Origin of the sequence: Edwardsiella piscicida (assembly GCF_001896205.1) — a bacterium.
GTDB lineage: Bacteria > Pseudomonadota > Gammaproteobacteria > Enterobacterales > Enterobacteriaceae > Edwardsiella > Edwardsiella piscicida.
The window spans coordinates 1,830,891-1,853,174 of record NZ_MPNU01000001.1 but is presented as its reverse complement, the minus strand read 5'-3'; the positions used below and the strand labels follow the sequence as shown (position 1 = coordinate 1,853,174).

The window sequence follows — 22,284 nt, the reverse complement described above, 5'->3', positions numbered from 1 at the left end:
CTCAACTGCACGATGCCTTTGCGCGTGGTCGTCGCCTCGACGATGCCAATATTCTGCAGAAAACGAGCCTTATTCGGAATATCCGCCCCGTTCTGCGCCGCATCCAGCTTTTGGCCAATCATCCTCATCACCGTTGATGAAAAATTGGGATCGTTACCGAGTGCCGCGGCCAGCTCCTGCAGCGTGTCCAGGGCCGCCGGTGATGCGTTGATCAGCTTGCTGACCTGCGCCAATACAAACGCCGCCGTGGCAATCTCCTGCCCTATCGCCGCCTCGCTCGGCGTCGGCGCCAACGGTGTTCCGGTAAAAACCGGGCTATCTACCGACGCCTTGTCTACCGCTTGCGCTACCGCCTGTTCAACATACGTGACCTCCTCAGACACGCGGCTCACGGCGACATTGACCTCTTCCACCTGACGGGCAATATCCTGTGCCACCAGCAGGCCGGTATCCGTATCTTCCTTAGCCTGCTGGGCAGATAACACCGTCTGGCGGGTATTCTCCTGCACCTCTGCGGCATAGCGCACCGTATCATCCCTAGCCTGCTTGACCGCCAGCTCGATATGCTGAGAGCTATCGGCCGCCGCCTGCGCATCCTGAGCCCAGACGCCAGCCTGCTGCGAAGACTGAGCGGCACTTTCCGCCGCACGTTCAGCCTGCACCCTGGCCGATACCGTCCGCTCACGCTCCTCACGCAAACCATCAGCCGCGGCAGCGACCGTCCGTACGGCTGCGTTTTCCGCCGCCTGCTCGGTGGCGCTGCGGTGAGCCAACGTCCGCTGTTCACTTCCTGCGGCCGCCCTCTCCGCCGCCTGCGCCTGTCGCTGACTCTCCTGCGTGGCGTGAGCATGATCCGCCGCCATGTCTGCGGCCTGCTCGGCCACCAGACTATGGGCCGCTGCCTGCCGCATACTTTCGGCGGCGTCGGTGGCCGACGCCTGTGCCTGTCGCTGGCTCTCCTGCGCAGCATGAGCGGCCTGACCGCTATCCTGCTGTAGATGCTGCATGATAACGACATCGTCAGACACCTTACGCTGGATCTGGCGAAAGTAGAGTATGACCTCCGGCGTCACCTCCTGCTCCATCACCTGCTGCTGTAACAACGCATTTAACGATGAGGGTGCCGCGTCATCAGCCAGCGTCACCGCGCCGTAAACAAAATTGCGCCCCTGATGGGCCACGCTGACGGCATAGCTTCCCGGCGCGAGCTCAAACGCATAGTGTCCATCACGCGCGGAGACGGTACTGCAGGTAAAGCCGCGCAACACCCGAGGGCTATTCGCGGTGGCGGTCAGGGTGATCTGGGCTCCGGATACCGCTTTACCGGTCGGATCGTGTAATGCCCCGGAAATCAATATATTCAAAGCTCTCCTCCCGTATACCTCACGCGCAGCTGCTGGCGGAGTATGGCGTCGGCCCGCTGTTTACTCCCCAGTTGCTCGGCGAATACCTGGTAATGCTGCATCGCCAGCGCCACGTTGGCGCCCCCCTCGTTGTCTTTGCTGAAAGCACGGTACAGCATCCAGTCAATGAGCGGATTGATATAGGCCGGATCCAGCGGTACCGCCTGATGCGCCGCATCATCCTGCAAGGTAGCGATGCTCACGGCGGCAGGAATGCGGCATACCACCGCATCCAGCGTCAACACCGCCTCTGCGCCGGGGAACAGGTAATAAATCAGCGGGGTCCGATCGCTGTAGCAGTAGCGCTCTACGGGCCCCGTGAGCCGGTGCCAGTCAGGATACTGGGTATCCAATACCTCACGCGGAACGGGTAACAGCGCCCGCCCCTCATGGACCCGTACAATCTCCAGCAGTCGAAAAACGCCGGCGGGCAATCGCTGCTGCGTACCCGCAACGCAGTGAAGCTGTGTTACGTGGGCGCCAGCCTCTGGGCGTACCAGTAAAATGGCGCGTACCGCATCATTGAAATAGTCGCACAGCTCGGCCAACGGCCAGCGCGCCCACAGGGTATCCTTCAGCTGGGTATTCACCCGGCCTATCACATCGGCAATCGTCGTCATCAGTAAAAGGGGTGTCGGCGCGTTGGATTATGAAACCCCGTCTCATCCGGTACGTTCTCGGTACTGCGTTGAAACGCCTCCCGATAACCATCGACAAAACGGAGCCGGTAATAGTCGGCGCGCTGAGCATCGCTCCAGGGCTTGTCCGCCATCATATACAGCTGCATCAGGGCACCCGCGGCCAGCGCCTCCTGATAGGCCACTAGCGCATCGGGGATATCGGTGGTACCCGGCACAGGCTCGGTCGCGATACGCACGCGCAGCGCCGCTGCCGGGCACAACAAGTGCAGCTGGTCCGCCTCTACGGTGAAATCCACGCCTGGCCACAGCGCACTGCCGATATCGGGCGGCTGCCAGGATGTCACCGACAGTACGCGGCTGAACGCCAGCGTCCTCTCCGCCGGCGCCAGCGACAGCGACGCCCCCGCCGGACTCGCCCCAAATTGCAGCGTCTCCCGACTGACCAGCGACGCTCGGCAAAACCGGATCGCCGCACTCAGGAGCGCCTCACGCATCATTATCTCCAACGGCCCGTCAATCCCCCGGCGTATCGCTGGCAAAAAGAGATCAGCCCGCGCCATCAGCCTGGTACCGCCGTTTTTTCCCGGTACGCATCACGTACCCGGGCGCGGAACACATCCGCCTTTTCCTGAGCGCCTTTCTGCACCCCCAGCTCCTGCGCCTCCGCCAGCGTGATCAGCTGCGCCACGGTAAATTTTGAAATATCGACGATCGTACCCTCGATCTCCAGCGCAAAGCTCTGCTGTTCGGCCTGCAGGCGTACCTGCGCCTGAGCGGCCAGCAACGCCTGCTGTTTCTCCTCGCGTTTTTCCTGCGATTCGACTAAAAACGCCTCCAGTTTTTCTGCCGGAATAAAAACGCTGGGAAACGCCAGCAGCTGGTATGCGACCGAGGCATCCACAGAAACCGCAATATGACGTGGAAAGACCAGCCGGCTGCCGGTAACCGTATCGCGCTTCTCGACTTTGGGGCCGATATAGACCACTGCAACTTGCTCAGACATATTCACTCCCAAAAGAGAAAGGCCCCGCAGGGCCCATTGACTTAATATCCGATCACGCTATAGCGCACCAGTACACTCAGCGTGCCGCTCACCGGTCCACTCTCGACCTTCAGCACCAGCGTTCCTCCCTGTTCAGGCGTGGTCAATGGCGCCACGGGATAAACGCCCGATACCCTCTCCGTTAAGGGCAGACTCAATAGCTCAATAGCGAGTGAGGCGGGAGACAGGATATCGAACGTCAGCGTTTTCTCTGCGCTAAGCCCGTGGCCACAGATCTGTAGCGCATTAATACGCATACCCGGCGGGAGCTCAAACAGCCGGATCTGGTCGTCTTTGACCAGATTATTCAGCGTCACCGCACTCTCGGCGATGGACTCATTGCCCAACGCCCCCTGGTAGATCCGGTCATGCATTGATGGGGCATTAATCTCTTTCATTATTCACTCCTAAAAAAATGGCAGGCCGCAGCCTGCCTAACGCCACATGGAGAAAACATCACCCCGGATTATTCAGCCGGTCACCGCTGACGGCCGAATCCACCACCATCACACCGTGATCCTGCACGCGGCCATTTTTCTGCCTAAAGCGGATTTTCTTCAGCCCGTTGATCCAACGAATAGAGATCTCCCGCCCGTTGTCATGGTCGGTACGCTCCTCGTGATAGCCAAAGAATCCGCCGCCGTCGCCAATCCCCCAGGCACTGGCCAGCGCCTGTCCCCCCAGTAAAATCGCCCGGTCAATCGCCGTATTGGCCTGCAGCGTCCTTACCGAGGCCACATCATCATTGGCAGAGACCTGAACGCGAGCCCCCGGGTAGAACCGGATCGGCATACCGCCATACTTGCGCACCAGGATATTGCGCCACATGGCACACTCCCCCTTGAACAGCGGGTGATCGAACCCTTTTGAGCGCTGTACCGCCCGGGTCATCATCGCCTGCCAATCCTTACCGTCGGTAGAGGTATACCAGTCGTTCCACTGGCGCGGGGTCACATACAGGACAAAGTAGGGATCCTCATCCTTTAGCTCATCGCGCGACAGCCTAACCGGCTGCAGCGGGTGCGCCATCTCATCCAGGTAGAGGGCGATATTGTCTACCGTCGCCAGGCTGAACAGATCCGCCGCATCCAACAGCTCAAAGGAGGTCGCATCACCGGAGAAAAAATGGCGATCGTAGGTCGGCGGCGTGACCTCGTTAACCATGATCCGCGCAAACTCCGGATGGTCGGCGGACGGCAGAATAATGTCGTCCGCCATAAAATCCCCGCGGGCGCCAGCCAGATGTACCACGGCACACTGGTCCTGCAGATCGTTAAAATAGGTGCCGAGCAGACGGCGCGACGCACTGCGCAGATCGTGCTTAAAGCGCTGCTGTGACATTTTTCCGCCGGCATCCACAATGTGCCGCCCCTGATCGATGCTCAGCGCAAAGTCGGCAAATTGCAGGTTCTCTCCGCGCCCTTCCAGCTTCTGGTCTCCCATGGTCGGACGTTTGGACAGCTTGTGGATCACCTGCATATCCACCGAGTCCCCTTTGGTCTTGGTTAAATCGGTTACCCGCACCACCGGCGCGGTATAGCTGGTTTGGCTCACCCCCTTTTTATCGGGCATGACCTGCTTCGGTGCCTCGGACTGCTCCGTCAGCACGTTGACAAACGAACGGTTGCGGTTGGCGGCGGTAAACAGCGCCACCTGCAACAGCTTGTTCGCTTGGGCTTTGGTAATGGTCGTCATGGTTTTTCCTGTCCCGGTTAAAACGCCTCACCGGCCTGTGACAACAATGCCTCGATCTGGCTCTCACTCATTCCGGCCATCATGGCCAGCAGTTCACCATCACTGGCATTGGCTGCCTTATCCAGCACCGACTGCGGTGACTGGGTTACCGGCTGTCCCACATCCGATGGCGAAGAGGGGACGCTGAGCGTCGCGGCCGCCGCGGCCAGCTTCTCCTCCGCCTGTTTTTTTAGCGATTCTGCTGAGGGCCCGGCCTCGGCTACGTCCGGATCGCCAAACGCGACCTTGGTACGTCGAGCGGCCTCAGCGAAACGCACATCCAGGGTTTGGTCTTGCCAGGCAGGATCGGTTTTCAGACGCTCATCCACCGTAATGGCGAAATCGCGTCGATCGATGTCATTATCGAACCACTGTGCCAGATCGGGATTGCGCGCAATCGCCTCCAGCACCGGGTTGATCTCGCCATCCTCCTCCGCGGGGCTCGGCTTCGCCCGCGCATTCAGGTAGTTCACCTGGTTAACCACCTGCTCGAACATCTCCGCCAGCTCCGGGAAATCCGCACGGACCTTATCCAACTGCTCGGTGCTGATCTGCGTCTCTTCCGGGAGGGTGACCGGCTGCATCCCTGCCCGGCTCACCTGCTGCTGCAGCAGCGTCAGCGTGCGCTTCAGCGCCGCGTTCTCCTCGGCAACGGACTGCGCCGACTGCGCGCTACGGCGCGCCTGCTCCCTGGCGGCCTGCAGTACATCGTAGGGAATATGGTGTACGCCATCCTTACCCAGTACCACTTTAGCGGCGGGATCGGTGACCGCGGCGTCCGGCGTCCCCTCTTCGGCGGGGGATACCGACGCCGCCTCAGGCGCCGCATCCTCTGCGGGCGCCGGCGTGTCCGGTGCGATCGCCGGATCCGGGTCGCCCTCGCTTACCGAGGCGTCGTCCTCATTGCCCGCGGCCTGTGCCAGTAATGCCTCCAGCTCGTCCGGCGTTTTCCCGGCGATATCTGCATCATCGATGTCCATATTGTTCTCCTGCCTGTCTATTTGTCGGATAGATCCGAAACAGAAAAAGGCGTGTCGCTGCCCATGCGAAAAAGGGCTCTGCGATAACAGAGCCCTTTGCGGCGTGTGCAACTCATTAGTTTTAAATGAAATACTTGAAATTATTGTTTATCGACATGCCAATAAAGCGCTGTACTCTGCAAGATATGGCTACGAACATACGCAGCACGATTAAGAGCACCTTTAAAGGTGTCCGTAAAGGCGCTATAGTGTATCTATCAGACAAGGGGAAGAGATATGGCATACCAAATTCTCACTACAACAGCCGCCAGTATTACCGATCTAAAACGCAATCCGATGGGTACCATTGCTGAGGGTGACGGCAATGCCGTCGCAATCTTAAACCGGAATGAGCCGGCCTTTTACTGCGTTCCACCGGAGCTCTATGCTTACTACCTGGAGCTGGCTGAAAATGCTGCTCTTAATCGTATCGCCGATGAGCGTCTAGAGGACGCTGAATTCGTCAGCGTAAATATCGATGACCTATAAACTGAGCTTTGAAAAGCGAGCCCTGAAAGAGTGGAAAAAACTGGCACCGCCCATTCAAAGCCAGTTGAAAAAGAAACTGATCGAACGCCTAGAAAATCCACATATCCCGGCCGCCCGCTTAAGTGGGCGCGCTAACCGTTATAAAATAAAATTACGATCTTCCGGTTATCGGTTAGTTTATGAAGTCAACGATAGCGAAATCATCCTGCTGGTGATCGCTATCGGTAAACGAGCCGATAACGACGTGTACCTAGCGGCAGACGGTCGTTAGCCACCTAAAAACAAAAAGCCCCGCAAAAAGTGCGAGGCGGGTCATCGTTCGCAAATTAGCTCACTTTTTACCCTAATGCAATGGCATCGCGGCAATCTGCTGCTCGATAAGGGTTAACAACTGCTGACGGGCCGCCTGAGCATCCTGCTGCATTCCCTGCAAAATCTGCCCGGTTTCCGCCTGCGTCTTCATATCATGAAAACGCTGCCCCTCGGCCTGTGCCTGCTCACGCTGCGCCGACGCCGCGGCGCGCTGGGCTTCGGCCTCCAGCTTACCCACCTTGGCCTCCAGCTCCCGCATCGCCAGCGCCAGCTGTTGCTGCTCCACCTGCTGCTGCTGGGCGGCCGCCTCCTGCTCCTCTGGCGTCATCTCATCGGCTGACTTGGCCATTCCTACCGCCTGACGGATCCGCTCGACAAACTCGGTCTTATTGGGAATATCCAGCAGCGAAATCCACAGATCCAGCACCGCCGCCTGCACCTGCGGCGGCAGACCCGCCACCACCTGCCCCAGCCGCTCCGCCAGCTGGGAACGGTAGGCCGGCGTCTGCTGGATCGGCGCCAGCGCAATATGGGCGCGCAGACGGGTAATATCATTGCTCATGCCGTCGTTCCCCTCGACATTGATCGCCACGTTTTTCCGCCGGCGCGCATCGTCACGGTTCACGACGATGGTATGGTTACGCACCCGCGCCAAATCCTCCAGCAGATAGCCCAACAGCAGCTGCCCAACCTGCTGGCAGGCGAACTGATAGTTGTCATTCAGCTCGGCCAGGGTAGTTGCCCCCTGCTCGACCAGATTGCTGATGGCCACGCCGGAGGTGGCGTTAGAGTTCTGCCCCAGAAAGGCGGAATAGACCCCCATACCATCCTGGATCAACTTCATGGAGTCCTGCATGACCTGAAACTGCTGCTGCGCCACCTGAAAGTCCTGCTGCACCTCCAGCGACTGGGCGATGGTGGTCTTATTGCGGCGATCGGGGTTCAGAATAATCAGTCCATCCGGCCGCTCCACCTCCTCCTGCACTTGCTTCCGACTCATATTCACCGCGTCATCATCCATGATGACCCGCTTGGCGGTCAGTAAAAACGTCAGCTTAATCCGCCGGAAATTCACCTCGTCCTGCGCCGGTATCGCCCGGCTGACCAAACCATAGGGCGCCCCGTTGCGATCTTTGCGGTAGCCCCAGAACGGGATCAGCGGAAACATCCCCTGCGGCGCCGTGCAGGGCCTATCCACCAACTGGTGCGGCCCCGCAAACCAGGCCTCGCGGATACGGCTGCTGCGCGCCATCTGTACCTGCACTCTCCCCATCGCCAGCGCCGCGGCGTGCAGCGGGTTTTCAGCCTGATACTCAAGGGCGCGTCCGTTGGCCAACGTCATCACCGGCAGCGCCACCCAGCTACGATAGTAAACCACCTGCAGCAGCACCCGCTGCCGATCGCTGCTCAGCCACTCCAGCTCCCTGCGGCTGTACTGCTGATACTCCTCATAGGCCGCGACCAGATCGGCATCCAGCCCCTCGGCCAGCTCGGTATCGATAAAACCGCGCCAATCCATGCGGGCATTCTGGAGTATCGCCGCCTTGGCGGGGAATGTAGCCAGCGCCTCGTCCAAATCCATCCACCGGCGACGCAGCAGCCAACGGCAGTCGCTCAGATCCGGCTCCCGGCTATGCCAGTCCCAATACACCTCATTGCGGTGTACCGTACCCGCCCTATAGCGCGGCCCAAAGATATTGTCGCTGCGCCGCACCTCTACCCACTCCAGCCCGGCTTTTAACATACCGGCATAGGCATCGCTGCGCGCCTTGCCCAAATTGGCCAGGCGACAGGCGTCGGCGAACTCGGCATTCACCGCCTCGGCCAATGCCTCAAACTCCGGCTGCGGATCATCGGCTACCACCATCAGCTCGGTGCGGGTTTTGGCCTCCATGCCCAGCACGCCGTCTACCGTCGGCGCGATCAGGTTATGCATGGTCAGCGGCTGACTGCGCTCCAGCAGCGAGGCAATCAGCTCCGGCGGCAGCTGCTCGCCGTCATAGTAGGCACAGGCCTTATTGGCCGCCGAACGCCAATCCGGCTGATGATGAATATCGGCCGTGATAGACAGCAGCTGAGCCAGGGTAAACTGGCCCTGACGATCGGGCGCCGTCGAAATATCCGGGGAAGAAAAGGGATCGGTCATCGGGTCATCCAGTGGGCTGGCTGATGTTTGATGGGCTCCGGCTGTCTGCGCGCCGGCATCCGGGCGCGCATCTCCTGGGCCAAGGCATAGCTCATGACCTGATCGTCATAACAGCCCGCCTGGGCGCCCATCGCGCCATTTTTGTCATAAACGTAGGTATTCATCTCGCTCACGCTGCCAATCCAGCGTAGTCCGTCCGCCGCCTCCCGCAGCAGGGTTTTCAGCCCCTCGATCAGGATAGGCTTGCTCTGGCGCGTGGTCAGCCACCCCAGCCGGCGGGTTTCATCATCGGTATCCTGGTTGAGGAATTGCTCGTTATACAGATAGCGCGGCGGATACAACGCCCGCAGCTTCTGTAATACCGCATGGCCGTGGTTATTACGCTCTACGCCGATATAGGCCATGCCGTACAGGCGGCCGACGTTATCCAACAGCATGGCAAACAGCTCGGCATCCAAATACCCCACCCAGTGCGCCACCTGCTCTCCGCTGCTCTGTTTCACTACATCCAGACTGCTGCGATCGCGCCGCTCCAGCCCCTCCGCCACATCGGCGCCAATGGCATACACCTCATCGGGGTCGGGCAGCTCCCAGATCAGCAGATAATTGAGCAGCTGACGCTGCAGCGCATCGCTGGCGCCCTGCCGCAGTGCCTGCATCTTATTTTTACGCCCGGTCACCGGATCGATGTCGTAAACCAACGCGGGCGGCGTACAGCGCCCCTCCGCCTGCAGCATGAATGCCGAGGAGAAAACCCGGCGCCCAGAGGTCAGGAACGCCTCGCGCGGCGTAGAGGGAAACTCCTGCTTCATCTCCTGCTGCTGCTCAGCCTCCTTGCGCACGTACCACCATTTTTGCCGATCGCTAAGGGTTATCCGCATCGCCTGCTCAACGTCGGCAAAATAGTCCTGGTGATGACGGCTCAGCCGCAGCCCACCCGGCGGCACCGCCGCCGCATACTTGGGATCCTGCCACCAGGCATAGAAATGAAACTTATAGTCCTGCGACGACAGCGGCAAACGGCTTTGCGCCATTTCCTGCGCCCGTAGGCTCATATCATAAAAATCGCCGCCGACCCCCTCCGCCGTGGACTCGATAAATACAATGCTGCCATCGGCCACCGCATTCAGCGTCCCGGTGCGCACCTCTTTCGCCTTGGCTGGGTATTTGGCGCAGATTTTTCCATGTTCAGAAATATGCAGCCGCTGTACCGTGCCCGAACGGAAAGAGGTCGCCACCATGATATTGGAGCCATGCGCGAATTCGATGTAGCCCCCAGAGGCCCCGCCGTGACGCTTTACCGCATGAAAACAGCCCGCCAGCCACCCAGGCAGATGATCGAAAGGCACCTCGATTTTGGTGCGGAAAATCTCTGCCGCCGCCTGCTTATCCTGCGCGACGATGCCGCACTTTACATTTTGGCTGAACAGCGCCTGATCCAGCAGGTACAGATCGATGGCGGTGGAAAATCCCAACTGACGGGCTTTCAGGATCAGGTTTTTTTCGTGCATCTCCATAAACAGCTGCCGCTGCGCCGGCCGCATCCGAAAAGGCACCAGCCGCCCCTGCTCATCAACAATCTGGTACAGATTGTCCAGCCGCCACCACGGATCGCTCAGATAGCCGTAGACCAGCGCCTGCTGCTCCCGCTCACTCATCGCCCGAACCGGCATTGATCCGCCCTCCCTGCTGGCTCCCCTGGATCTGCTCAATCACCTCCCGCAGCGGCGTATCGGCATCGCTGTTCTCCGACGTCAGCCGCTGCGTCTCCGCCCAGCGCTTGGCCGTCGTGGCCTCGTTCAGCGCATTGACGCGCAGGGTCCGCTCCAGCGACTCAATGCGCACCGTATTACGCAAAATCCCCCGCTCCGCCGCCCCGATATTTTCCCGTAATACCTTGCCCTGATCTGGATCTGCCTGCTCCAGCTGCGCTATCCAACGCCCGATATTCGTCGCCGCCGTCAGGTTGCCCGCCCGCAGCATCAGCAGCTCATCGTTCAGCTGCAGCCGCTGCGCATCCTGCATAATGTCATCGGGCCACAGCATGCGGCGGGCATAGGCGCCATGGGTCACCGCCGCCGTATTGTGCGGCAGAAAAGGACGGATGGGCGGCGCGTGACGTGAACCGCGAATTGGTTTTGCCGCAGGTGAAACAGAGGAGAGCGCCTCTGCGCCCCCTTGCCCATCCTCCTGCCCGCGCTGCTTTTTTACCGGTACGCACTTTTTTCCCTGTTTTTTCTGCGTACCTTTTTTGCGTACCTGCGTACTTTTTTGCGTACCGTTTTTTTCACCGCGTACCCAGCCATGTTTTTTGGCCATTTTTCGAATGGCACCTTCGGATACGCCGTGCTGGGCACCGATGGCCCGTAGGGACAGCTCTCCGGCCTGGAACGCCACTGCAATCGCCGCCCAGTCCGGTTTTGTCATAATGGTTATCCTGGCTAGAGTCGTACTATCACATTTTTTTTATAAAAATCTGTCGGCGTGAAACAACGATCTCAATAGCACGATTTGTCATACTCGCTGCGGCCATCACAGCCTGATAGTGATAAATTAAAAAGCGGACTTTCATACATCAGGGATCAAAATATGAAAATCGTGCTCCCCCTACTGGTAACGCTCACCTTAACCGCCTGTGCTGGACCATTAGGCTCAAGCTGGGGAATTATTCCTGGCAGTACACAGGTCTGTCCAAACGGAGCGAATGCGTCAGGACAGTGCCAGTGACATTCTCCCCGTCCTGAAAGGCAGAGTTTTACCGCACCCTGGGTAAAACACAGCCCTCACGGCGCGCGCGACGGCGTCACGGCATCGTAGAGCCGCTCACAGGCAAGGCCGGCGGCTCGGGCCCGATCAGCATAGGCTGCCAACGCTGCATTGCGTTGGAGAGATTCGCCGAGCACGTCGGCAAACAGAAATCCGGCAGCGGCGCTTGCCGAGCTGGCTCCACCAGCGGTGGAAACTCGGCAGGGGGAACGGTCTGCCAACTGCTGCCGCAATTGAGAAAGCGTACGCCGCAGGCGCTCAACATCAGCGGTAGAGCGAGCAGCATCGGCTTTAATCTGTTCCAGTTGTTGATCCGCATTCTGTTTCACCTTAATCATGGCCTGCCAGCGACGTTGTTCCTCAGCCCGCTCGCCCCGCTCCCGGTTTGCCCTGGCTGTCTCCTCATCCCGGTTGCGCGTCTCCCACTTAAGCTGCCACGCCTGCTCAGTCAAGCGCTTACCGGCGGCGTACCCGGATGCATAACGCCAGGTCGAGAGGCCCCATAAAAGCAAAGCCACCAACGCAATGAGCGCCAGTGGCTTCCATAACCGTTCACCAACCATGTAATCCCACCCTTGATAGTGATGACCGATGCGATTTTCTTCGCATCATTCAAGGCCTGAACACTGCCACCGCTATTTTTGTGCGATGTTAAACAAAAGCCATCACGAACCCAGACGCCGCGCCATCCAGCGCTGAGACAGCCGGATCAACTCAGTCTTCCGCTGCGGGTAATCCATCCCCATATCCAGCAGAGTGATATTAGTACTTTCCAGATAAGACAGATGCTCTAACTGCTCGGCATTCATCGAATCGCGAAGATCCCCCACTACTCCATTCATGCCTGCCCATTGCTTCGCAGTAAGGCCTCCCAGGACGATGCGGGAGATCATGTTACTTTCGTTGCTGTAGTGGTGAGACTGCGTCGCCTTGCCCTGTTCCGCCCTTACCGATTCCAACGCGGAACACATCGGCTTAAACAGGTTTGCCACTCCGATGCGAGCCTTTAACTTGCGACGATAACGCGCGGCGACTTCTGGAGCGGTAAGCTGTAACGCCTCTTCACACTGGATGAAGTAACGACGAATGGCGCGCCCTTGTTCGCTACGCTCGACCATTGCCAGCTCTTTGGCCATATCCAATGTAATCAGGTATTCATGGCTGATCTGCTGGCGAGATTTTGCGCTACTCAAATTTGGGGAGCGCAAATTTTCAACAATGATGTAATCCAGACCTTCTTTAAAGCCGTACTCCCCGATACGACGCTTTATCCAATCCGTCATTCGGGTTGCCACTCCCAGCGCCTTGTGTAACGACGTCCCGCTCACAACGCTGGTTTCACGCTCACCGATCCGGCCACTGACAACAGGAACAATGTCAGCGAACTCATTAACGACATGATGATTGCTTGATGCGTCGGAACAAGAAGAAGCTATAGATGTGTTCATATCGATGGTTACCTTATAGAAACAAGCCTCGTTGCCCAGAAACGTCGCCCACAGAGAGGTCGCCGCCTATAACGACGTTTCTCCGAGGCCTGTTTCTATAAGGCTCTGTGTAATTGTTTGCGCCGGGCATGGCGCAGATACGACAAAGCCCCGGCATAGCCGAGGCTCTTGGATACACGTCAGATATGGTTAAGACAGACCGACCCGCTCCCGCACCCAGCCATACAGAAACGACTCGTTCTGCACCCGCTGTTCGGCCAGCGCCAGATAACGCTCGCCCTGACTGCAGTTCAGTGCCCGCAGCAGCACCAGCTACCCCCTCCGCGCCCCGGGCATCCAGATAAGCCCGCAGCGCAGAGAGCGTACGTGGCCCAATCACCCCATCGGCGCTGATATCCGGGTACAGGCGTCCGCCATCGTTAAAAGCGGTCAGCCAGCGCTGCAGCCACTTGCCGGGCACCGACGGCCCCATATTCACCCCAGTATCCAGCAGCTCGGCGGCCACCGGCGCGGAATACTCCGCCACCTGATCAAAACGGGGACCTGACCAGTAGTCGCTTTCATAGATTTCCAGCGCCTGCGCCCGCGTCAGGTTACGCATATCGCCGGTGTAGCCGTGGGCTCGGGCCACTTTCTCGGTGATCCCCCAGTTGGTTGGCCCGCCCTTGTCGTGGGGGTGATCAACATACCCGCCCTCACGCCCCAGCAGAGCATCGAAAATTTGATCCTTAGTCAGTGCCATAATTACCGCTCCTTGTCTGTCGGCATCCCCAGCTTGCGCTGCAGAATATACAGCGCAAAACGCTGGATCTGCTGCACGCCGATAAAACCTATCGCACCGCCGATGGCCGGGGTCAGCGACTTCGGCAGGCTGAAATAGTCCAGCGTCGCCACCACGGTCAGCGTCAGTGCGCCGCACAGCGCCCCCTCTAGGGCGGTTCGTTTCCAACCCCCACCCAGATAGGTCACCCGAACAGCGGCGGTCACAATCGCCAGCAGCACGCCGCCGACCGGGGTATCGCCCTGCCACCAGGACAGCAGCAGTGCACTGAGTGTTTCCGGGTTATGGTGCATATTCGCCATCTCGTTATCCCCGCGCTGGGGTGATTCAGATATAAAAAAACCCCGGCATATGCCAGGGTCTGTTATTTGGAAAAATGTATCGACGTTAGCCAATGAGTTTCAAATCCGCTTTACGATGCTGCTTCTGTTCGCGGTAAAAGTTTTCGTGGGGCCCGATCGTCAATAGATACAGCGCTACCCGCATTGACTGCCAGCTGTATCCCAGCAGTACAAGTTGACTGTTCAGCGTAAATTTATGCACGCGCAAAAACCGTAAGTCGCCCTTTTTCAGCTCGCCAATCTCGGGGTCGGCGATAATCTTATCGATCTCGTCTTCGACCCGCGCTAATTGTGATTCAGGGAGCTTATCCAGTGCTTTCTCAAAGCGCCGGCTCTGATAAACCGCTATCTCACTGGCGTTTGGTCCTGCGGACATAGCGCGTCACCTTCTGATTGTTGACCTCACCCTGTGCCAGCAACACCTCACTGATAAAACTGTAAGGTAAGTCCGGATTCTCTTCTGCTATCCGGCCAATCCTGGCCCAATGCTCAATCTGCTTAGGGACGCTACGGCTCTCAGCATCGGCATGGATCTTAGCGTCGTTGACAAACTCATCATCCAAACGAACACTCGTTGCCATTTTGCGGTGCCTCTCGGTGGTTACACGCCATCACAGCGCATGCACAGTATGCGACATTTTGTCGCGCTGTGCAACTTTTAGCCACCAGGCAAGCCTAGGTTAAGCTTGCCTCATACTCACCGCGGCGGAGATTGAATTACTCCGGCTTCCCATAATGTCAGCACGATATGCATTTGGCTGTTATGCTTCTTCTGCGGGTTATCCTCATGCTCCAATGCCACTTTCCATAATGCACGAGAGGTAATATCATTAGCGATAATTCTATGAGCCAATAAATAATTGGCCGCGACAGTCGCATACCGTGCATTTTTTGAGTCGTTCTTCTGATAAGAGCCCGCAGGAATATTCTTCAAATACCCCATCTCACACAGCCCCAGAAATGCCGCCCGAGGACACCCTTTCTTTTTCCCGACCACCGCCTTATCCCAGGCTTGAGTCGGTGGCATACCATCACGCGCGAGGCGATAGGCCTCCCCTGCGATTTTCCCATAACAGCATTCTGACGGTGCTTTCATATAACCCCATGACGTTAAAAAGACGCGTGGAGTTAACTAAACAATAAATTTAAGTGGCGTCAATATATAAAACAGGAGCCATCACACAGATTTATCAATTCACAGTAACGTGAAAGATAAAGCGATACCGGATAGAGATGATATTTATCGAAGCATGCCGCGATTAATCGGCGATAAACATAGCTTGGTCATCTTTCCGAATTTAGCTCACTTATTAGCCATTGGCAATCTCTTCATGCCACCGCCTGCCTCTCTAACGTTAATCGTATCGACAAGGCATCGCCGGCCAGCTGCATCTCCTGATACAACCCATTGAGCGTATCATTCACCCATGGCGGGTACTCTGCCCGCCACACATCAGGCGTTATCACAATGCCCTCATCCACCAGCGAACGCCGGAAATGGTCAGCGGTCACGCTGATTTTTCCTCGACCACCACAGGTATCACAGCAATGGGGCTGTGGCCGCAACAGCTGGCCGCTGCCCCGGCAGCGTGGGCAATGGGGTGAGCGAGCCGCCTCTGCGTCGGCCCAGTCGGCCAGCGCCCGGCGGAGAGCCACGGAACGGCCCGCCAGCGCATCGTACTGTGCCAGATTACGCCGATAGCGCCAGTCACCCTCACTCAGCATAACCCGGGCCTTCTCCAGCCCCTTTTGCTGGCGCTGAATATCGGCCAGCTGCTTGGCTGCCAGCGTTGCCCGGGGGCCATGTTTGCGCAGCAGCGCCGCCAATACCACCCGCTGGGCGGGCAGCGTCCGCCCCAGTGCCACGGTGACGGCCAGCTGGCAGACGGCGGTGCCATAAGGGGGATGTGGGCTCCGGCACACCCTATCAGCCGCCGCCCGCCGCGCGCGCTGCTCGGCCTGACAATCTTCCCGGTAGCGGGCCAGCAGCAAATCGAAGCCGAGCGGATGGCGCTGCGCCACCGCTGCAAACGCGCCCAGGATTTGCTCCCGGGTGATCCCTGGCACCGCCCGGATCAGGTGCAGGCATTCTGCGCTGACGCTGCGCGGGTCAAACATCTTGATCAGTTGTTCGATAGCGATAGGCATAAACCCGATCCTCCATGGGAGAGTCTGGTTTATCCTATTCATAAAATATAAAACATCAAGCAATCTATTTATTTATAAGACGATCTCTCAAATCAGCCGGTGCAATAAAATGTGTCGCTTTTCCGACTATGATTGGGAGTAATACGCCCAACGAGGCAAGCTGCCTTAACTGTTTTCTTGCCGTATTTTCGCTAATGCCATAGACATTTTGAACAGATTTCACTTTGAACAATCGACCTGGCTCTTTAATGCCTTTCTTGATTAAATCTTTTTGTATAAAACTCAACTGATCTTTATATTTCGAGTTTTCAAGAATTTTTACCACTTCATAAAATTCTTCACTTTTAGTTCTTAAATATCCTTGCAACTCATCAAATGCTTCAAGAATAACTCTCAAATGAAAATCAATGAAATATGTCAAATCACCATAGTCTTTTTGCACGTACAGATAAGACAGCCCATAGTCCCGCGCATGCTCTTTTATTATTTTGCTGATTGAAATATACTCAAAAATATCATAACCATTTTTTAGCATAAACCAATAAAATATTGCCCTTGCGGTTCGACCATTACCATCTCTGAAAGCATGTTCATACCCCATCAAAAAATGGAGGATAATTGCTTTAATCACTGGAGGAATAAACTTTGAACCATCTTCTCCATCATGCTTCTCATTCGCGAATGTACAGATATCCTCTAACCTTTTCTCAAGCAAAGTGTAATCCGGTGGATAAAAAAGCGGGTCATCATCATTACCTATATAGATATCATTACTACACCTGAACGCCCCTGGCTCATTATTATTTTCAGAAACTGAGTCTGTAGCTACCCGGTGGAAATCAAGCATTAAATCCCTGGTTAACGGCTCGTTTTTTCTCCTATCTGCCAACCTAAGCAACATGTAATTATTGAGAATCATTCTTTCATCATCAGTGCTTGGCGTTAGCTCATCTTCAAGCATTCTCTTCGCATCCGCCCTAGTCGTAGCTGCCCCCTCTAATTGCGCACTGGTAATCGCCTCTTCCATTAAAAGTGATGAAACCAAATAGTTCTCTTTGATGTTATCAGATGCTTGAACTCCTGCGACAGCAGCAACCTTTCCTGCGCCTAACTGTACTATTTTGTGTAACTTAGGCTCCAATGAGTCATGGATAATATAGTGGAAGGCATCACCATTTTTATCATATAGCCCAATATCCTTTCTCACTGCATTTCTATGAAATTTTATAGCCAACCATATATTTTTGGCATCACGGCTTGGAACCCGCCATTTTAGCTGGCACCAATGCAAGTAACGCCCCTTATCATCAGTTACACCGTAATGATTGAGGTATGGGATGATATCCTCAACAGAAAGAGATGATAAATCGAACCTAATCGACTGTTCTACCGGGTGTTTTGCCATGATACCTCAATTTTTAAATTTTGATGTTCAAACTAAAGTTACGGTCAGAGGGCCACCCTGTCAAGCACTCTCATTCAGCCCTTTCCGCCATACCACGCCCGGCAGTCCTCCCCACCGGGCGCCCCAGGCTACCCTGCCCGCCGCTCTAGCCGGGCCAGACTTTGCCGCTCGACGTTGTTCAACTGGGAGCGGGTCTCCCCCAACAGACTCAGCTGCCTGAACTCATGCTGAATATGGTTCAACACAGGGCGGAGTTCGCCGCGGTTCCGCACCACCTGCTGAAGCACCTGCTTTTCTAGCTGTTGCAGCAGGCTACGGGTTTCATGGCTGATCTCCATGATGCGCTGCAGCTCGCGGGCCAGCGCAGGTAGATCGTCGGCGGTAAAGGGATATGGGGATGGCACGCCGGTGGCCTGACGCAGCGCGTACCAGACGCCCTGATTCCAGGCGGCGCGGAACCGGAACGGATTGACGATGGAGTCGATCAGCCATTTCAGGTTTTTTATCTCCCCGTCGGAGAGCGGCTGTGGCTTAGGGGCTGAGTACGCGCCCTGCTGGCGGGTGAGCAGTTGCCTCTCGCATTCGATGAAGTAACGGCGGATCTGACGGCCACGTTCGTTGCGTTCAACCATCGCCAGCTCTTTAGCGGTGTCGAGAGTGAGATGGTAGTCTTTGCGGTTATGACCTCCACGTGTTTTTGCTTCCCGAATTTGGGAAGCAATCACATAGTCTTGATTTTCAATGAATCTGTATTCTTCAATGCGCTCAACAATCCAAGAGGCGAAGCGTTTCCCAATGCCAAGAAAATCATGTAGAGCGCGAGCGTTACAAAGTAGAACGGATTCATTGGAGATAGTACCGTTGAAAACGGGGATGAGTTGACTGGTCATTTTTTGCGTCCTAGTAGATTGTTGATTACCCCTGTTGATAAGGGTGGTCGGGTACTTCAACACCGCTACTAGACGGCCTGTAGTTTTTCCCAATAAGTTGGGTGTTATATGTACTACACGCTACCCGACCATAATCTATGGACGTAAAAAACCGCATATCTGTCGGGTGCGGAGCTCCGCTAGTAGACGGTGTGTTGAGCACCTGAGCGGACTATACCCCCGACGCCGCGGGTAAAACTAATTTCGATTTATGATACTTTACTTACAAATCATAGGAATTCAATGAATCATTCTAGCCTGACCATACAGAGCCCCATCTGGCTATTCGACCAGTAAACCAACCACAATCTGTAGCTGGTTTAGTATGTTCTTTAACAATATAATGGGGTCTTCCCCACGCCTGTGGGGGTGTTTCTTTGCGCCGCTACGATTTGCTCATAGCTCAGGCGGTTTTCCCCACGCCTGTGGGGGTGTTTCTGACTTTATAAGAGCCTCAGAAATAGAAATGATGTTTTCCCCACGCCTGTGGGGGTGTTTCCAGCATGGAAATTAGGTTGGCGTCCTGACTTTGGTTTTCCCCACGCCTGTGGGGGTGTTTCTACTAGAGGCTGGTAATATTTTGTTGTGGGTAAGTTTTCCCCACGCCTGTGGGGGTGTTTCCGACGTGAAGAAGATGTTCACCAACCTGGCATCGTTTTCCCCACGCCTGTGGGGGTGTTTCCCTAATCAGTAGTGATGCTATCACCATGTCCAGGTCTTCCCCACGTGTGTGGGGGTGTTTCCGGCGCCCACCTGGGGTATATCTTCTACAGTACGTCTTCCCCACGTCTGTGGGGGTGTTTCTACATCGCCAAAAATCTCGACGGTTACGCGCTTGGTCTTCCCCACGCCTGTGGGGGTGTTTAATAGGAAACTGGCCGAGTCACATATCAAGGCCAATAAAACCAGGCTGCTGGCTATGTGGCAGATGGCGGTTAATGGGATGCATCCTTGGAAACTGTAAGAGGCAGCTATCTTGAAAATTATTGATGTGGATGTGGTCGGCGACCATGTTATCGAGGTCGAATTTAGCGACGGCTTCCGTGGCAGGGCTGATTTAGCCGCACTGTTCAGCAAACCGCCCTTCTCTGCGATCGCCGACGTTAACCGCTTCTCCCTGACGGCCAGCGGCGTGCTGAACTGGGGAGATGCCGAGCTTTCTGCCGATACGGTTAGGCGCATGAGCAAAGGCGCGGTGGTATCGGCATCCTCACGCTCACTCACGCCAGAAAATGTAGAAGCGATCCTCCGCCAGGCCACCTGGGAATCCATGACCGAGGGGCGCCCAGATATTTTGCAGGCCGCGTTAAGGGGATACGCGGAGCAGCTGGGCCACGCGGACGTCATCAAAAGGGCCGGGATTGCCAGCCGCAGCAGTGCATACAAAACGCTGTCGCCATCAACGAACCCCAGCTTTAAATCACTGGCAAAGATCAGCGGCGCGATTTTGGCTATCGTGCGTGAAAATAACGCGCAGCACGGCTAAGGGCTTACTGTGTGCCGTCAAGCGCCGCCCTTCAAGGCGGGGGATGTCAAAATAATAAAACTCAGCAAGGTTTAGAGGTGAAAACCAACTCGCTTACCCGTCGGCAACGTCACATCAATACTTATCTGGCCACCCAAGGCGGTCACATAGCGTTTAAGCGTAGATAAACGCGGATCATTATCTGGCTGCTCCATTCTTGCCACTGTCGGCTGTTTTACCCCCATAGCAGCGGCTAATTCGCTCTGTGACATACTCAGTTCTTCTCTCAGCTGATGGAGCAATACTTCTCGACGCAATTCATCAGCCCGCGCTTCAATTTTCGCGCGACTTTCAGGACTACGCTGTGCCAACAGCTTATCTAGCGTTGCCATTTTAAGAACCTCGTTTTTTCAGGTGCCTACTGAATTCAGCCTCAGCAAGCTTAATCATTGACTTATAAAACCGTTTTTCGTTGATGCCTGTTTTGTCACCAGCGCATAACACAATTGCTTTTCGTTCTGGATCGAATGCAAAAAACGCACGAATCGGATTACCGGCGAACTGAACTCGCAACTCCTTAAGGTTTGCCAGCTTTGCACCCTTTAACGTATCCACGATAGGGCGTCCGAGGTTAGGGCCGAACTCGCTCAATACGGTTAAAGCGGCCAGCATTTCGTCCTGCAAAGCCTCACTCTGTGCCGTAAACCACTCATCAAAAGCGGCTGTCGTTTCAACAATCCACACGATCCATGTCCTATAGCTTATTTGCTATAATCAGCATATAGCTTTCTTGCTATATTAGCAAGGTAGCACCCTCCCCCTCAGCGTCCAATACAGCGCCGCCAGCATCACCTCCTCTCGCTCGCCGGGTCGCCAGTCATAGGGTGCCCGGCCATCCAATACATCGTGGCAGGCCGAACAGCCATACACTGCCCAGAAGTCATCCGACTTGTACCCCATGCCATGCATCGGACTGGCTAGATGGCACAGCACCACCGTCTGCGGATCACCGTTGCAAATCCCAGGAATTTGCAGGGTACACCCCTGCCCCCGGGCCGACTCCCGCCACGCCCGGCTACGAAACGCGCCTGATTTTTTCATCACTAAAACGCCATCAGCTGATCCACCGCCAGCGCCATTTCTGCCTCGCTGGCAAAATGCTGGCTCAGGGTCTCATTCCAAATCACCCCGGCCACCCCACGATAGATACTGTCAAAGGTCGCCTGATCCATATTGGCAAAGGCAATGCTCCAGCGCTGGCGGTAGGTGCCGCCGTCCGGCGCCGGCTTCACATCACAGAAGCCGGCCTGCGTCATCACATGGTTCAGGTAGGCCTCCTCGGTTTTGAGCACCTCGGCATCGAACAGCCCGCGCCGCTTCTCCGCCAGCCGGGCCAGCACCCCCTGGGCTATCTCCCGCGTCACGCTGTCATACAGCGCTGGATCGGCGGCCGCCTCGGCAATCCGCCGCGCCACCGCATGGGCGACCCAGCTTTCCGAACGGCTGACAAACTCCCACGCCGGAACCCAGTACTGCATCCCCAGCGCCAGCAGCTTAAAAAATTTGCGGTGGTGCTTCAGGTTGCGCCGGTCGCCCACCGGCTGCAGCGCAATCGGCGTACCGACCGGCACCGCCCGCATCACGTCACGATCGTGATCGGTGGCATAGCGGATCCCGCCGCCCGGCAGCAGCACGCCCAGCGCCTCGGCTTTATGGCGGCGCGGCGACTTGCCCTGCACGCTGCTCATAAAATCGCCTCAGCACAGCTCAGAAGCCGATTGAACAGCAACGCCGTGGGTCGGTATGGCTGATATCCTAAAAACGCCGCAGCGTGGCGCACAGGCGAAAATTTCACCATCACACACCCCCGTCTCGGCGGGCGGGCACCAGGCGGTAAAACCAGACCGTTTTCCCGCTGTCGGGATTGCGCACCTTGCGCACCTGCTTGACCAGCCCGTGGCGCAGCACGCTGACCTGCCGCAGCCGGGCGCTGATCGCCGCCTGAGTATCCCCCTCCCGCGGGAACAGCTGCAGCAGGCGACGCTCCAGGCCGCGCAGCGTGTGCCAATCGGCGCCGGCGGCGACGATGATCACGCGGCTCATCTGGGTACTGCCGCCAACGCAGCCCCGCTCACGGCTCAGCGCCCGCAGCCCGTTGTTGATGCTGGCACGCTCTTGAAAACTGACATCCGGTTTCAGGTTCATCGTCTCTCCT

27 protein-coding genes, 1 pseudogene and 1 CRISPR repeat array are annotated in these 22,284 nt (G+C 56.7%); of the genes and pseudogenes, 3 read left to right on the top strand and 25 right to left on the bottom strand.

The window, feature by feature from the left end; genetic code table 11:
* The 7 genes from BRD58_RS08600 to BRD58_RS08570 all read right to left on the bottom strand — a co-directional run.
* On the bottom strand, window positions 1-1,364 hold a 1,364-nt coding region (locus tag BRD58_RS08600), incomplete at its 3' end, for a prophage tail fiber N-terminal domain-containing protein (protein ID WP_173790610.1).
* A complete protein-coding gene (locus BRD58_RS08595) occupies window positions 1,361-2,023 on the bottom strand; it encodes a phage adaptor protein (RefSeq protein ID WP_073382343.1) in 663 nt (220 codons plus the stop codon). The genes BRD58_RS08600 and BRD58_RS08595, both read right to left, overlap by 4 nt.
* Window positions 2,023-2,538 (bottom strand): hypothetical protein, encoded by a 516-nt coding sequence (locus BRD58_RS08590; RefSeq protein ID WP_236721582.1) that lies wholly within the window; start codon window positions 2,536-2,538, stop codon window positions 2,023-2,025. Before BRD58_RS08590 ends, BRD58_RS08595 begins: the two co-directional genes overlap by 1 nt.
* Window positions 2,539-2,603: 65 nt before the next feature.
* Window positions 2,604-3,047 (bottom strand): hypothetical protein, encoded by a 444-nt coding sequence (locus BRD58_RS08585; protein WP_073382334.1) that lies wholly within the window; start codon window positions 3,045-3,047, stop codon window positions 2,604-2,606.
* 41 nt (window positions 3,048-3,088) lie between these two features.
* Window positions 3,089-3,484, bottom strand: coding sequence for a hypothetical protein (locus BRD58_RS08580; RefSeq protein ID WP_073382329.1), 396 nt, complete (start codon window positions 3,482-3,484; stop codon window positions 3,089-3,091).
* A 58-nt stretch (window positions 3,485-3,542) separates the two neighbouring features.
* A complete protein-coding gene (locus tag BRD58_RS08575; RefSeq protein WP_069578572.1) occupies window positions 3,543-4,781 on the bottom strand; it encodes a N4-gp56 family major capsid protein in 1,239 nt (412 codons plus the stop codon).
* A gap of 17 nt (window positions 4,782-4,798) precedes the next feature.
* Complete coding sequence (locus BRD58_RS08570; RefSeq protein WP_073382325.1) at window positions 4,799-5,800, bottom strand: hypothetical protein; 1,002 nt, start codon at window positions 5,798-5,800, stop codon at window positions 4,799-4,801.
* Window positions 5,801-6,076: 276 nt separating this feature from the next.
* Here BRD58_RS08570 and BRD58_RS08565 point away from each other — a divergent pair, with 276 nt between their 5' ends.
* Both BRD58_RS08565 and BRD58_RS08560 read left to right on the top strand, forming a co-directional pair.
* A complete protein-coding gene (locus BRD58_RS08565; protein WP_069578569.1) occupies window positions 6,077-6,328 on the top strand; it encodes a type II toxin-antitoxin system Phd/YefM family antitoxin in 252 nt (83 codons plus the stop codon).
* A complete protein-coding gene (locus BRD58_RS08560; protein WP_069578568.1) occupies window positions 6,318-6,599 on the top strand; it encodes a type II toxin-antitoxin system RelE family toxin in 282 nt (93 codons plus the stop codon). The genes BRD58_RS08565 and BRD58_RS08560 overlap by 11 nt, the downstream gene beginning before the upstream one ends.
* 72 nt (window positions 6,600-6,671) lie before the next feature.
* On the opposite strand, the gene BRD58_RS08555 is transcribed toward BRD58_RS08560, so the two are convergent.
* The 13 genes and pseudogenes from BRD58_RS08555 to BRD58_RS08500 all read right to left on the bottom strand — a co-directional run bounded on the left by BRD58_RS08555 (window position 6,672) and on the right by BRD58_RS08500 (window position 18,565).
* A complete protein-coding gene (locus BRD58_RS08555; protein ID WP_073382321.1) occupies window positions 6,672-8,786 on the bottom strand; it encodes a portal protein in 2,115 nt (704 codons plus the stop codon).
* Entirely contained in the window at window positions 8,783-10,444 is a 1,662-nt protein-coding gene (locus BRD58_RS08550; protein ID WP_073383880.1) for a terminase, read from the bottom strand. Before BRD58_RS08550 ends, BRD58_RS08555 begins: the two co-directional genes overlap by 4 nt.
* Entirely contained in the window at window positions 10,437-11,213 is a 777-nt protein-coding gene (locus tag BRD58_RS08545; protein WP_073382315.1) for a hypothetical protein, read from the bottom strand. The genes BRD58_RS08550 and BRD58_RS08545 overlap by 8 nt, the downstream gene beginning before the upstream one ends.
* A gap of 356 nt (window positions 11,214-11,569) precedes the next feature.
* The gene (locus BRD58_RS08540) at window positions 11,570-12,115 is read right to left on the bottom strand and encodes a DUF2514 family protein (protein WP_069578564.1); all 546 of its coding nucleotides are present in this window, start codon (window positions 12,113-12,115) and stop codon (window positions 11,570-11,572) included.
* Between the two features lie 102 nt (window positions 12,116-12,217).
* Window positions 12,218-13,000, bottom strand: coding sequence for an antA/AntB antirepressor family protein (locus BRD58_RS08535; RefSeq protein ID WP_073382310.1), 783 nt, complete (start codon window positions 12,998-13,000; stop codon window positions 12,218-12,220).
* A gap of 189 nt (window positions 13,001-13,189) precedes the next feature.
* Window positions 13,190-13,742, bottom strand: a pseudogene (locus tag BRD58_RS08530) (glycoside hydrolase family 108 protein).
* A gap of 2 nt (window positions 13,743-13,744) precedes the next feature.
* Window positions 13,745-14,083: a phage holin, lambda family gene (locus tag BRD58_RS08525; protein ID WP_073382305.1), complete on the bottom strand. Its 339-nt coding sequence runs from the start codon at window positions 14,081-14,083 to the stop codon at window positions 13,745-13,747.
* 85 nt (window positions 14,084-14,168) lie between these two features.
* Window positions 14,169-14,498 (bottom strand): type II toxin-antitoxin system RelE/ParE family toxin, encoded by a 330-nt coding sequence (locus BRD58_RS08520; protein WP_069578563.1) that lies wholly within the window; start codon window positions 14,496-14,498, stop codon window positions 14,169-14,171.
* Window positions 14,473-14,703: a ParD-like family protein gene (locus BRD58_RS08515; RefSeq protein WP_069578562.1), complete on the bottom strand. Its 231-nt coding sequence runs from the start codon at window positions 14,701-14,703 to the stop codon at window positions 14,473-14,475. Before BRD58_RS08515 ends, BRD58_RS08520 begins: the two co-directional genes overlap by 26 nt.
* Before the next feature lie 116 nt (window positions 14,704-14,819).
* Window positions 14,820-15,218 (bottom strand): DUF6979 family protein, encoded by a 399-nt coding sequence (locus BRD58_RS17895; RefSeq protein WP_139263895.1) that lies wholly within the window; start codon window positions 15,216-15,218, stop codon window positions 14,820-14,822.
* A 233-nt stretch (window positions 15,219-15,451) separates the two neighbouring features.
* The gene (locus BRD58_RS08510; RefSeq protein WP_073382302.1) at window positions 15,452-16,270 is read right to left on the bottom strand and encodes a TIGR02642 family protein; all 819 of its coding nucleotides are present in this window, start codon (window positions 16,268-16,270) and stop codon (window positions 15,452-15,454) included.
* Window positions 16,271-16,334: 64 nt separating this feature from the next.
* The gene (locus BRD58_RS08505; protein ID WP_073382297.1) at window positions 16,335-17,675 is read right to left on the bottom strand and encodes a Fic family protein; all 1,341 of its coding nucleotides are present in this window, start codon (window positions 17,673-17,675) and stop codon (window positions 16,335-16,337) included.
* A 128-nt stretch (window positions 17,676-17,803) separates the two neighbouring features.
* A complete protein-coding gene (locus BRD58_RS08500) occupies window positions 17,804-18,565 on the bottom strand; it encodes an antA/AntB antirepressor family protein (RefSeq protein ID WP_073382293.1) in 762 nt (253 codons plus the stop codon).
* Between the two features lie 387 nt (window positions 18,566-18,952).
* A CRISPR array of direct repeats spans window positions 18,953-19,470; the repeat unit is 28 nt; unit sequence GTTTTCCCCACGCCTGTGGGGGTGTTTC.
* Window positions 19,471-19,580: 110 nt separating this feature from the next.
* Here BRD58_RS08500 and dhiA point away from each other — a divergent pair.
* Window positions 19,581-20,090 (top strand): type II toxin-antitoxin system antitoxin DhiA, encoded by a 510-nt coding sequence (gene dhiA / locus BRD58_RS08495; RefSeq protein WP_236721581.1) that lies wholly within the window; start codon window positions 19,581-19,583, stop codon window positions 20,088-20,090.
* 71 nt (window positions 20,091-20,161) lie between these two features.
* Here the strand turns inward: dhiA and BRD58_RS08490 are convergent, their stop codons facing one another.
* The 5 genes from BRD58_RS08490 to BRD58_RS08470 form a co-directional block, all read right to left on the bottom strand.
* On the bottom strand, window positions 20,162-20,461 hold the full coding sequence (locus BRD58_RS08490; RefSeq protein ID WP_049640646.1) for a helix-turn-helix domain-containing protein: 300 nt from the start codon (window positions 20,459-20,461) through the stop codon (window positions 20,162-20,164).
* A gap of 1 nt (window position 20,462) precedes the next feature.
* A complete protein-coding gene (locus tag BRD58_RS08485) occupies window positions 20,463-20,813 on the bottom strand; it encodes a type II toxin-antitoxin system RelE/ParE family toxin (protein ID WP_073382283.1) in 351 nt (116 codons plus the stop codon).
* A 54-nt stretch (window positions 20,814-20,867) separates the two neighbouring features.
* Entirely contained in the window at window positions 20,868-21,170 is a 303-nt protein-coding gene (locus tag BRD58_RS08480) for a nuclease domain-containing protein (RefSeq protein WP_073382278.1), read from the bottom strand.
* 2 nt (window positions 21,171-21,172) lie between these two features.
* A complete protein-coding gene (locus tag BRD58_RS08475; RefSeq protein ID WP_073382273.1) occupies window positions 21,173-21,817 on the bottom strand; it encodes a DUF1367 family protein in 645 nt (214 codons plus the stop codon).
* Window positions 21,818-21,926: 109 nt separating this feature from the next.
* Window positions 21,927-22,274 carry a hypothetical protein gene (locus tag BRD58_RS08470; RefSeq protein WP_069578556.1) on the bottom strand — a complete coding sequence of 116 codons (348 nt, stop codon included), beginning with the start codon at window positions 22,272-22,274 and terminating at the stop codon, window positions 21,927-21,929.
* Between the last annotated feature and the right edge of the window lie 10 nt (window positions 22,275-22,284).

Bases quoted from the DNA above. Each gene is read 5' to 3' on its own strand.
- BRD58_RS08540 (WP_069578564.1), bottom strand. From the start codon at position 12,115: ATGGTTGGTGAACGGTTATGGAAGCCACTGGCGCTCATTGCGTTGGTG.
- BRD58_RS08555 (WP_073382321.1), bottom strand. From the start codon at position 8,786: ATGACCGATCCCTTTTCTTCCCCGGATATTTCGACGGCGCCCGATCGT.
- BRD58_RS08470 (WP_069578556.1), bottom strand. From the start codon at position 22,274: ATGAACCTGAAACCGGATGTCAGTTTTCAAGAGCGTGCCAGCATCAAC.
- BRD58_RS08505 (WP_073382297.1), bottom strand. From the start codon at position 17,675: ATGGCAAAACACCCGGTAGAACAGTCGATTAGGTTCGATTTATCATCT.
- BRD58_RS17895 (WP_139263895.1), bottom strand. From the start codon at position 15,218: ATGAAAGCACCGTCAGAATGCTGTTATGGGAAAATCGCAGGGGAGGCC.
- BRD58_RS08575 (WP_069578572.1), bottom strand. From the start codon at position 4,781: ATGACGACCATTACCAAAGCCCAAGCGAACAAGCTGTTGCAGGTGGCG.
- BRD58_RS08590 (WP_236721582.1), bottom strand. From the start codon at position 2,538: ATGCGTGAGGCGCTCCTGAGTGCGGCGATCCGGTTTTGCCGAGCGTCG.
- BRD58_RS08545 (WP_073382315.1), bottom strand. From the start codon at position 11,213: ATGACAAAACCGGACTGGGCGGCGATTGCAGTGGCGTTCCAGGCCGGA.
- BRD58_RS08515 (WP_069578562.1), bottom strand. From the start codon at position 14,703: ATGGCAACGAGTGTTCGTTTGGATGATGAGTTTGTCAACGACGCTAAG.
- BRD58_RS08565 (WP_069578569.1), top strand. From the start codon at position 6,077: ATGGCATACCAAATTCTCACTACAACAGCCGCCAGTATTACCGATCTA.
- BRD58_RS08585 (WP_073382334.1), bottom strand. From the start codon at position 3,047: ATGTCTGAGCAAGTTGCAGTGGTCTATATCGGCCCCAAAGTCGAGAAG.
- BRD58_RS08510 (WP_073382302.1), bottom strand. From the start codon at position 16,270: ATGCCTATCGCTATCGAACAACTGATCAAGATGTTTGACCCGCGCAGC.
- BRD58_RS08475 (WP_073382273.1), bottom strand. From the start codon at position 21,817: ATGAGCAGCGTGCAGGGCAAGTCGCCGCGCCGCCATAAAGCCGAGGCG.
- BRD58_RS08550 (WP_073383880.1), bottom strand. From the start codon at position 10,444: ATGAGTGAGCGGGAGCAGCAGGCGCTGGTCTACGGCTATCTGAGCGAT.
- BRD58_RS08535 (WP_073382310.1), bottom strand. From the start codon at position 13,000: ATGAACACATCTATAGCTTCTTCTTGTTCCGACGCATCAAGCAATCAT.
- BRD58_RS08525 (WP_073382305.1), bottom strand. From the start codon at position 14,083: ATGGCGAATATGCACCATAACCCGGAAACACTCAGTGCACTGCTGCTG.
- BRD58_RS08480 (WP_073382278.1), bottom strand. From the start codon at position 21,170: ATGAAAAAATCAGGCGCGTTTCGTAGCCGGGCGTGGCGGGAGTCGGCC.
- BRD58_RS08490 (WP_049640646.1), bottom strand. From the start codon at position 20,461: ATGGCAACGCTAGATAAGCTGTTGGCACAGCGTAGTCCTGAAAGTCGC.
- BRD58_RS08580 (WP_073382329.1), bottom strand. From the start codon at position 3,484: ATGAAAGAGATTAATGCCCCATCAATGCATGACCGGATCTACCAGGGG.
- BRD58_RS08520 (WP_069578563.1), bottom strand. From the start codon at position 14,498: ATGTCCGCAGGACCAAACGCCAGTGAGATAGCGGTTTATCAGAGCCGG.
- BRD58_RS08570 (WP_073382325.1), bottom strand. From the start codon at position 5,800: ATGGACATCGATGATGCAGATATCGCCGGGAAAACGCCGGACGAGCTG.
- BRD58_RS08500 (WP_073382293.1), bottom strand. From the start codon at position 18,565: ATGACCAGTCAACTCATCCCCGTTTTCAACGGTACTATCTCCAATGAA.
- BRD58_RS08560 (WP_069578568.1), top strand. From the start codon at position 6,318: ATGACCTATAAACTGAGCTTTGAAAAGCGAGCCCTGAAAGAGTGGAAA.
- BRD58_RS08595 (WP_073382343.1), bottom strand. From the start codon at position 2,023: ATGACGACGATTGCCGATGTGATAGGCCGGGTGAATACCCAGCTGAAG.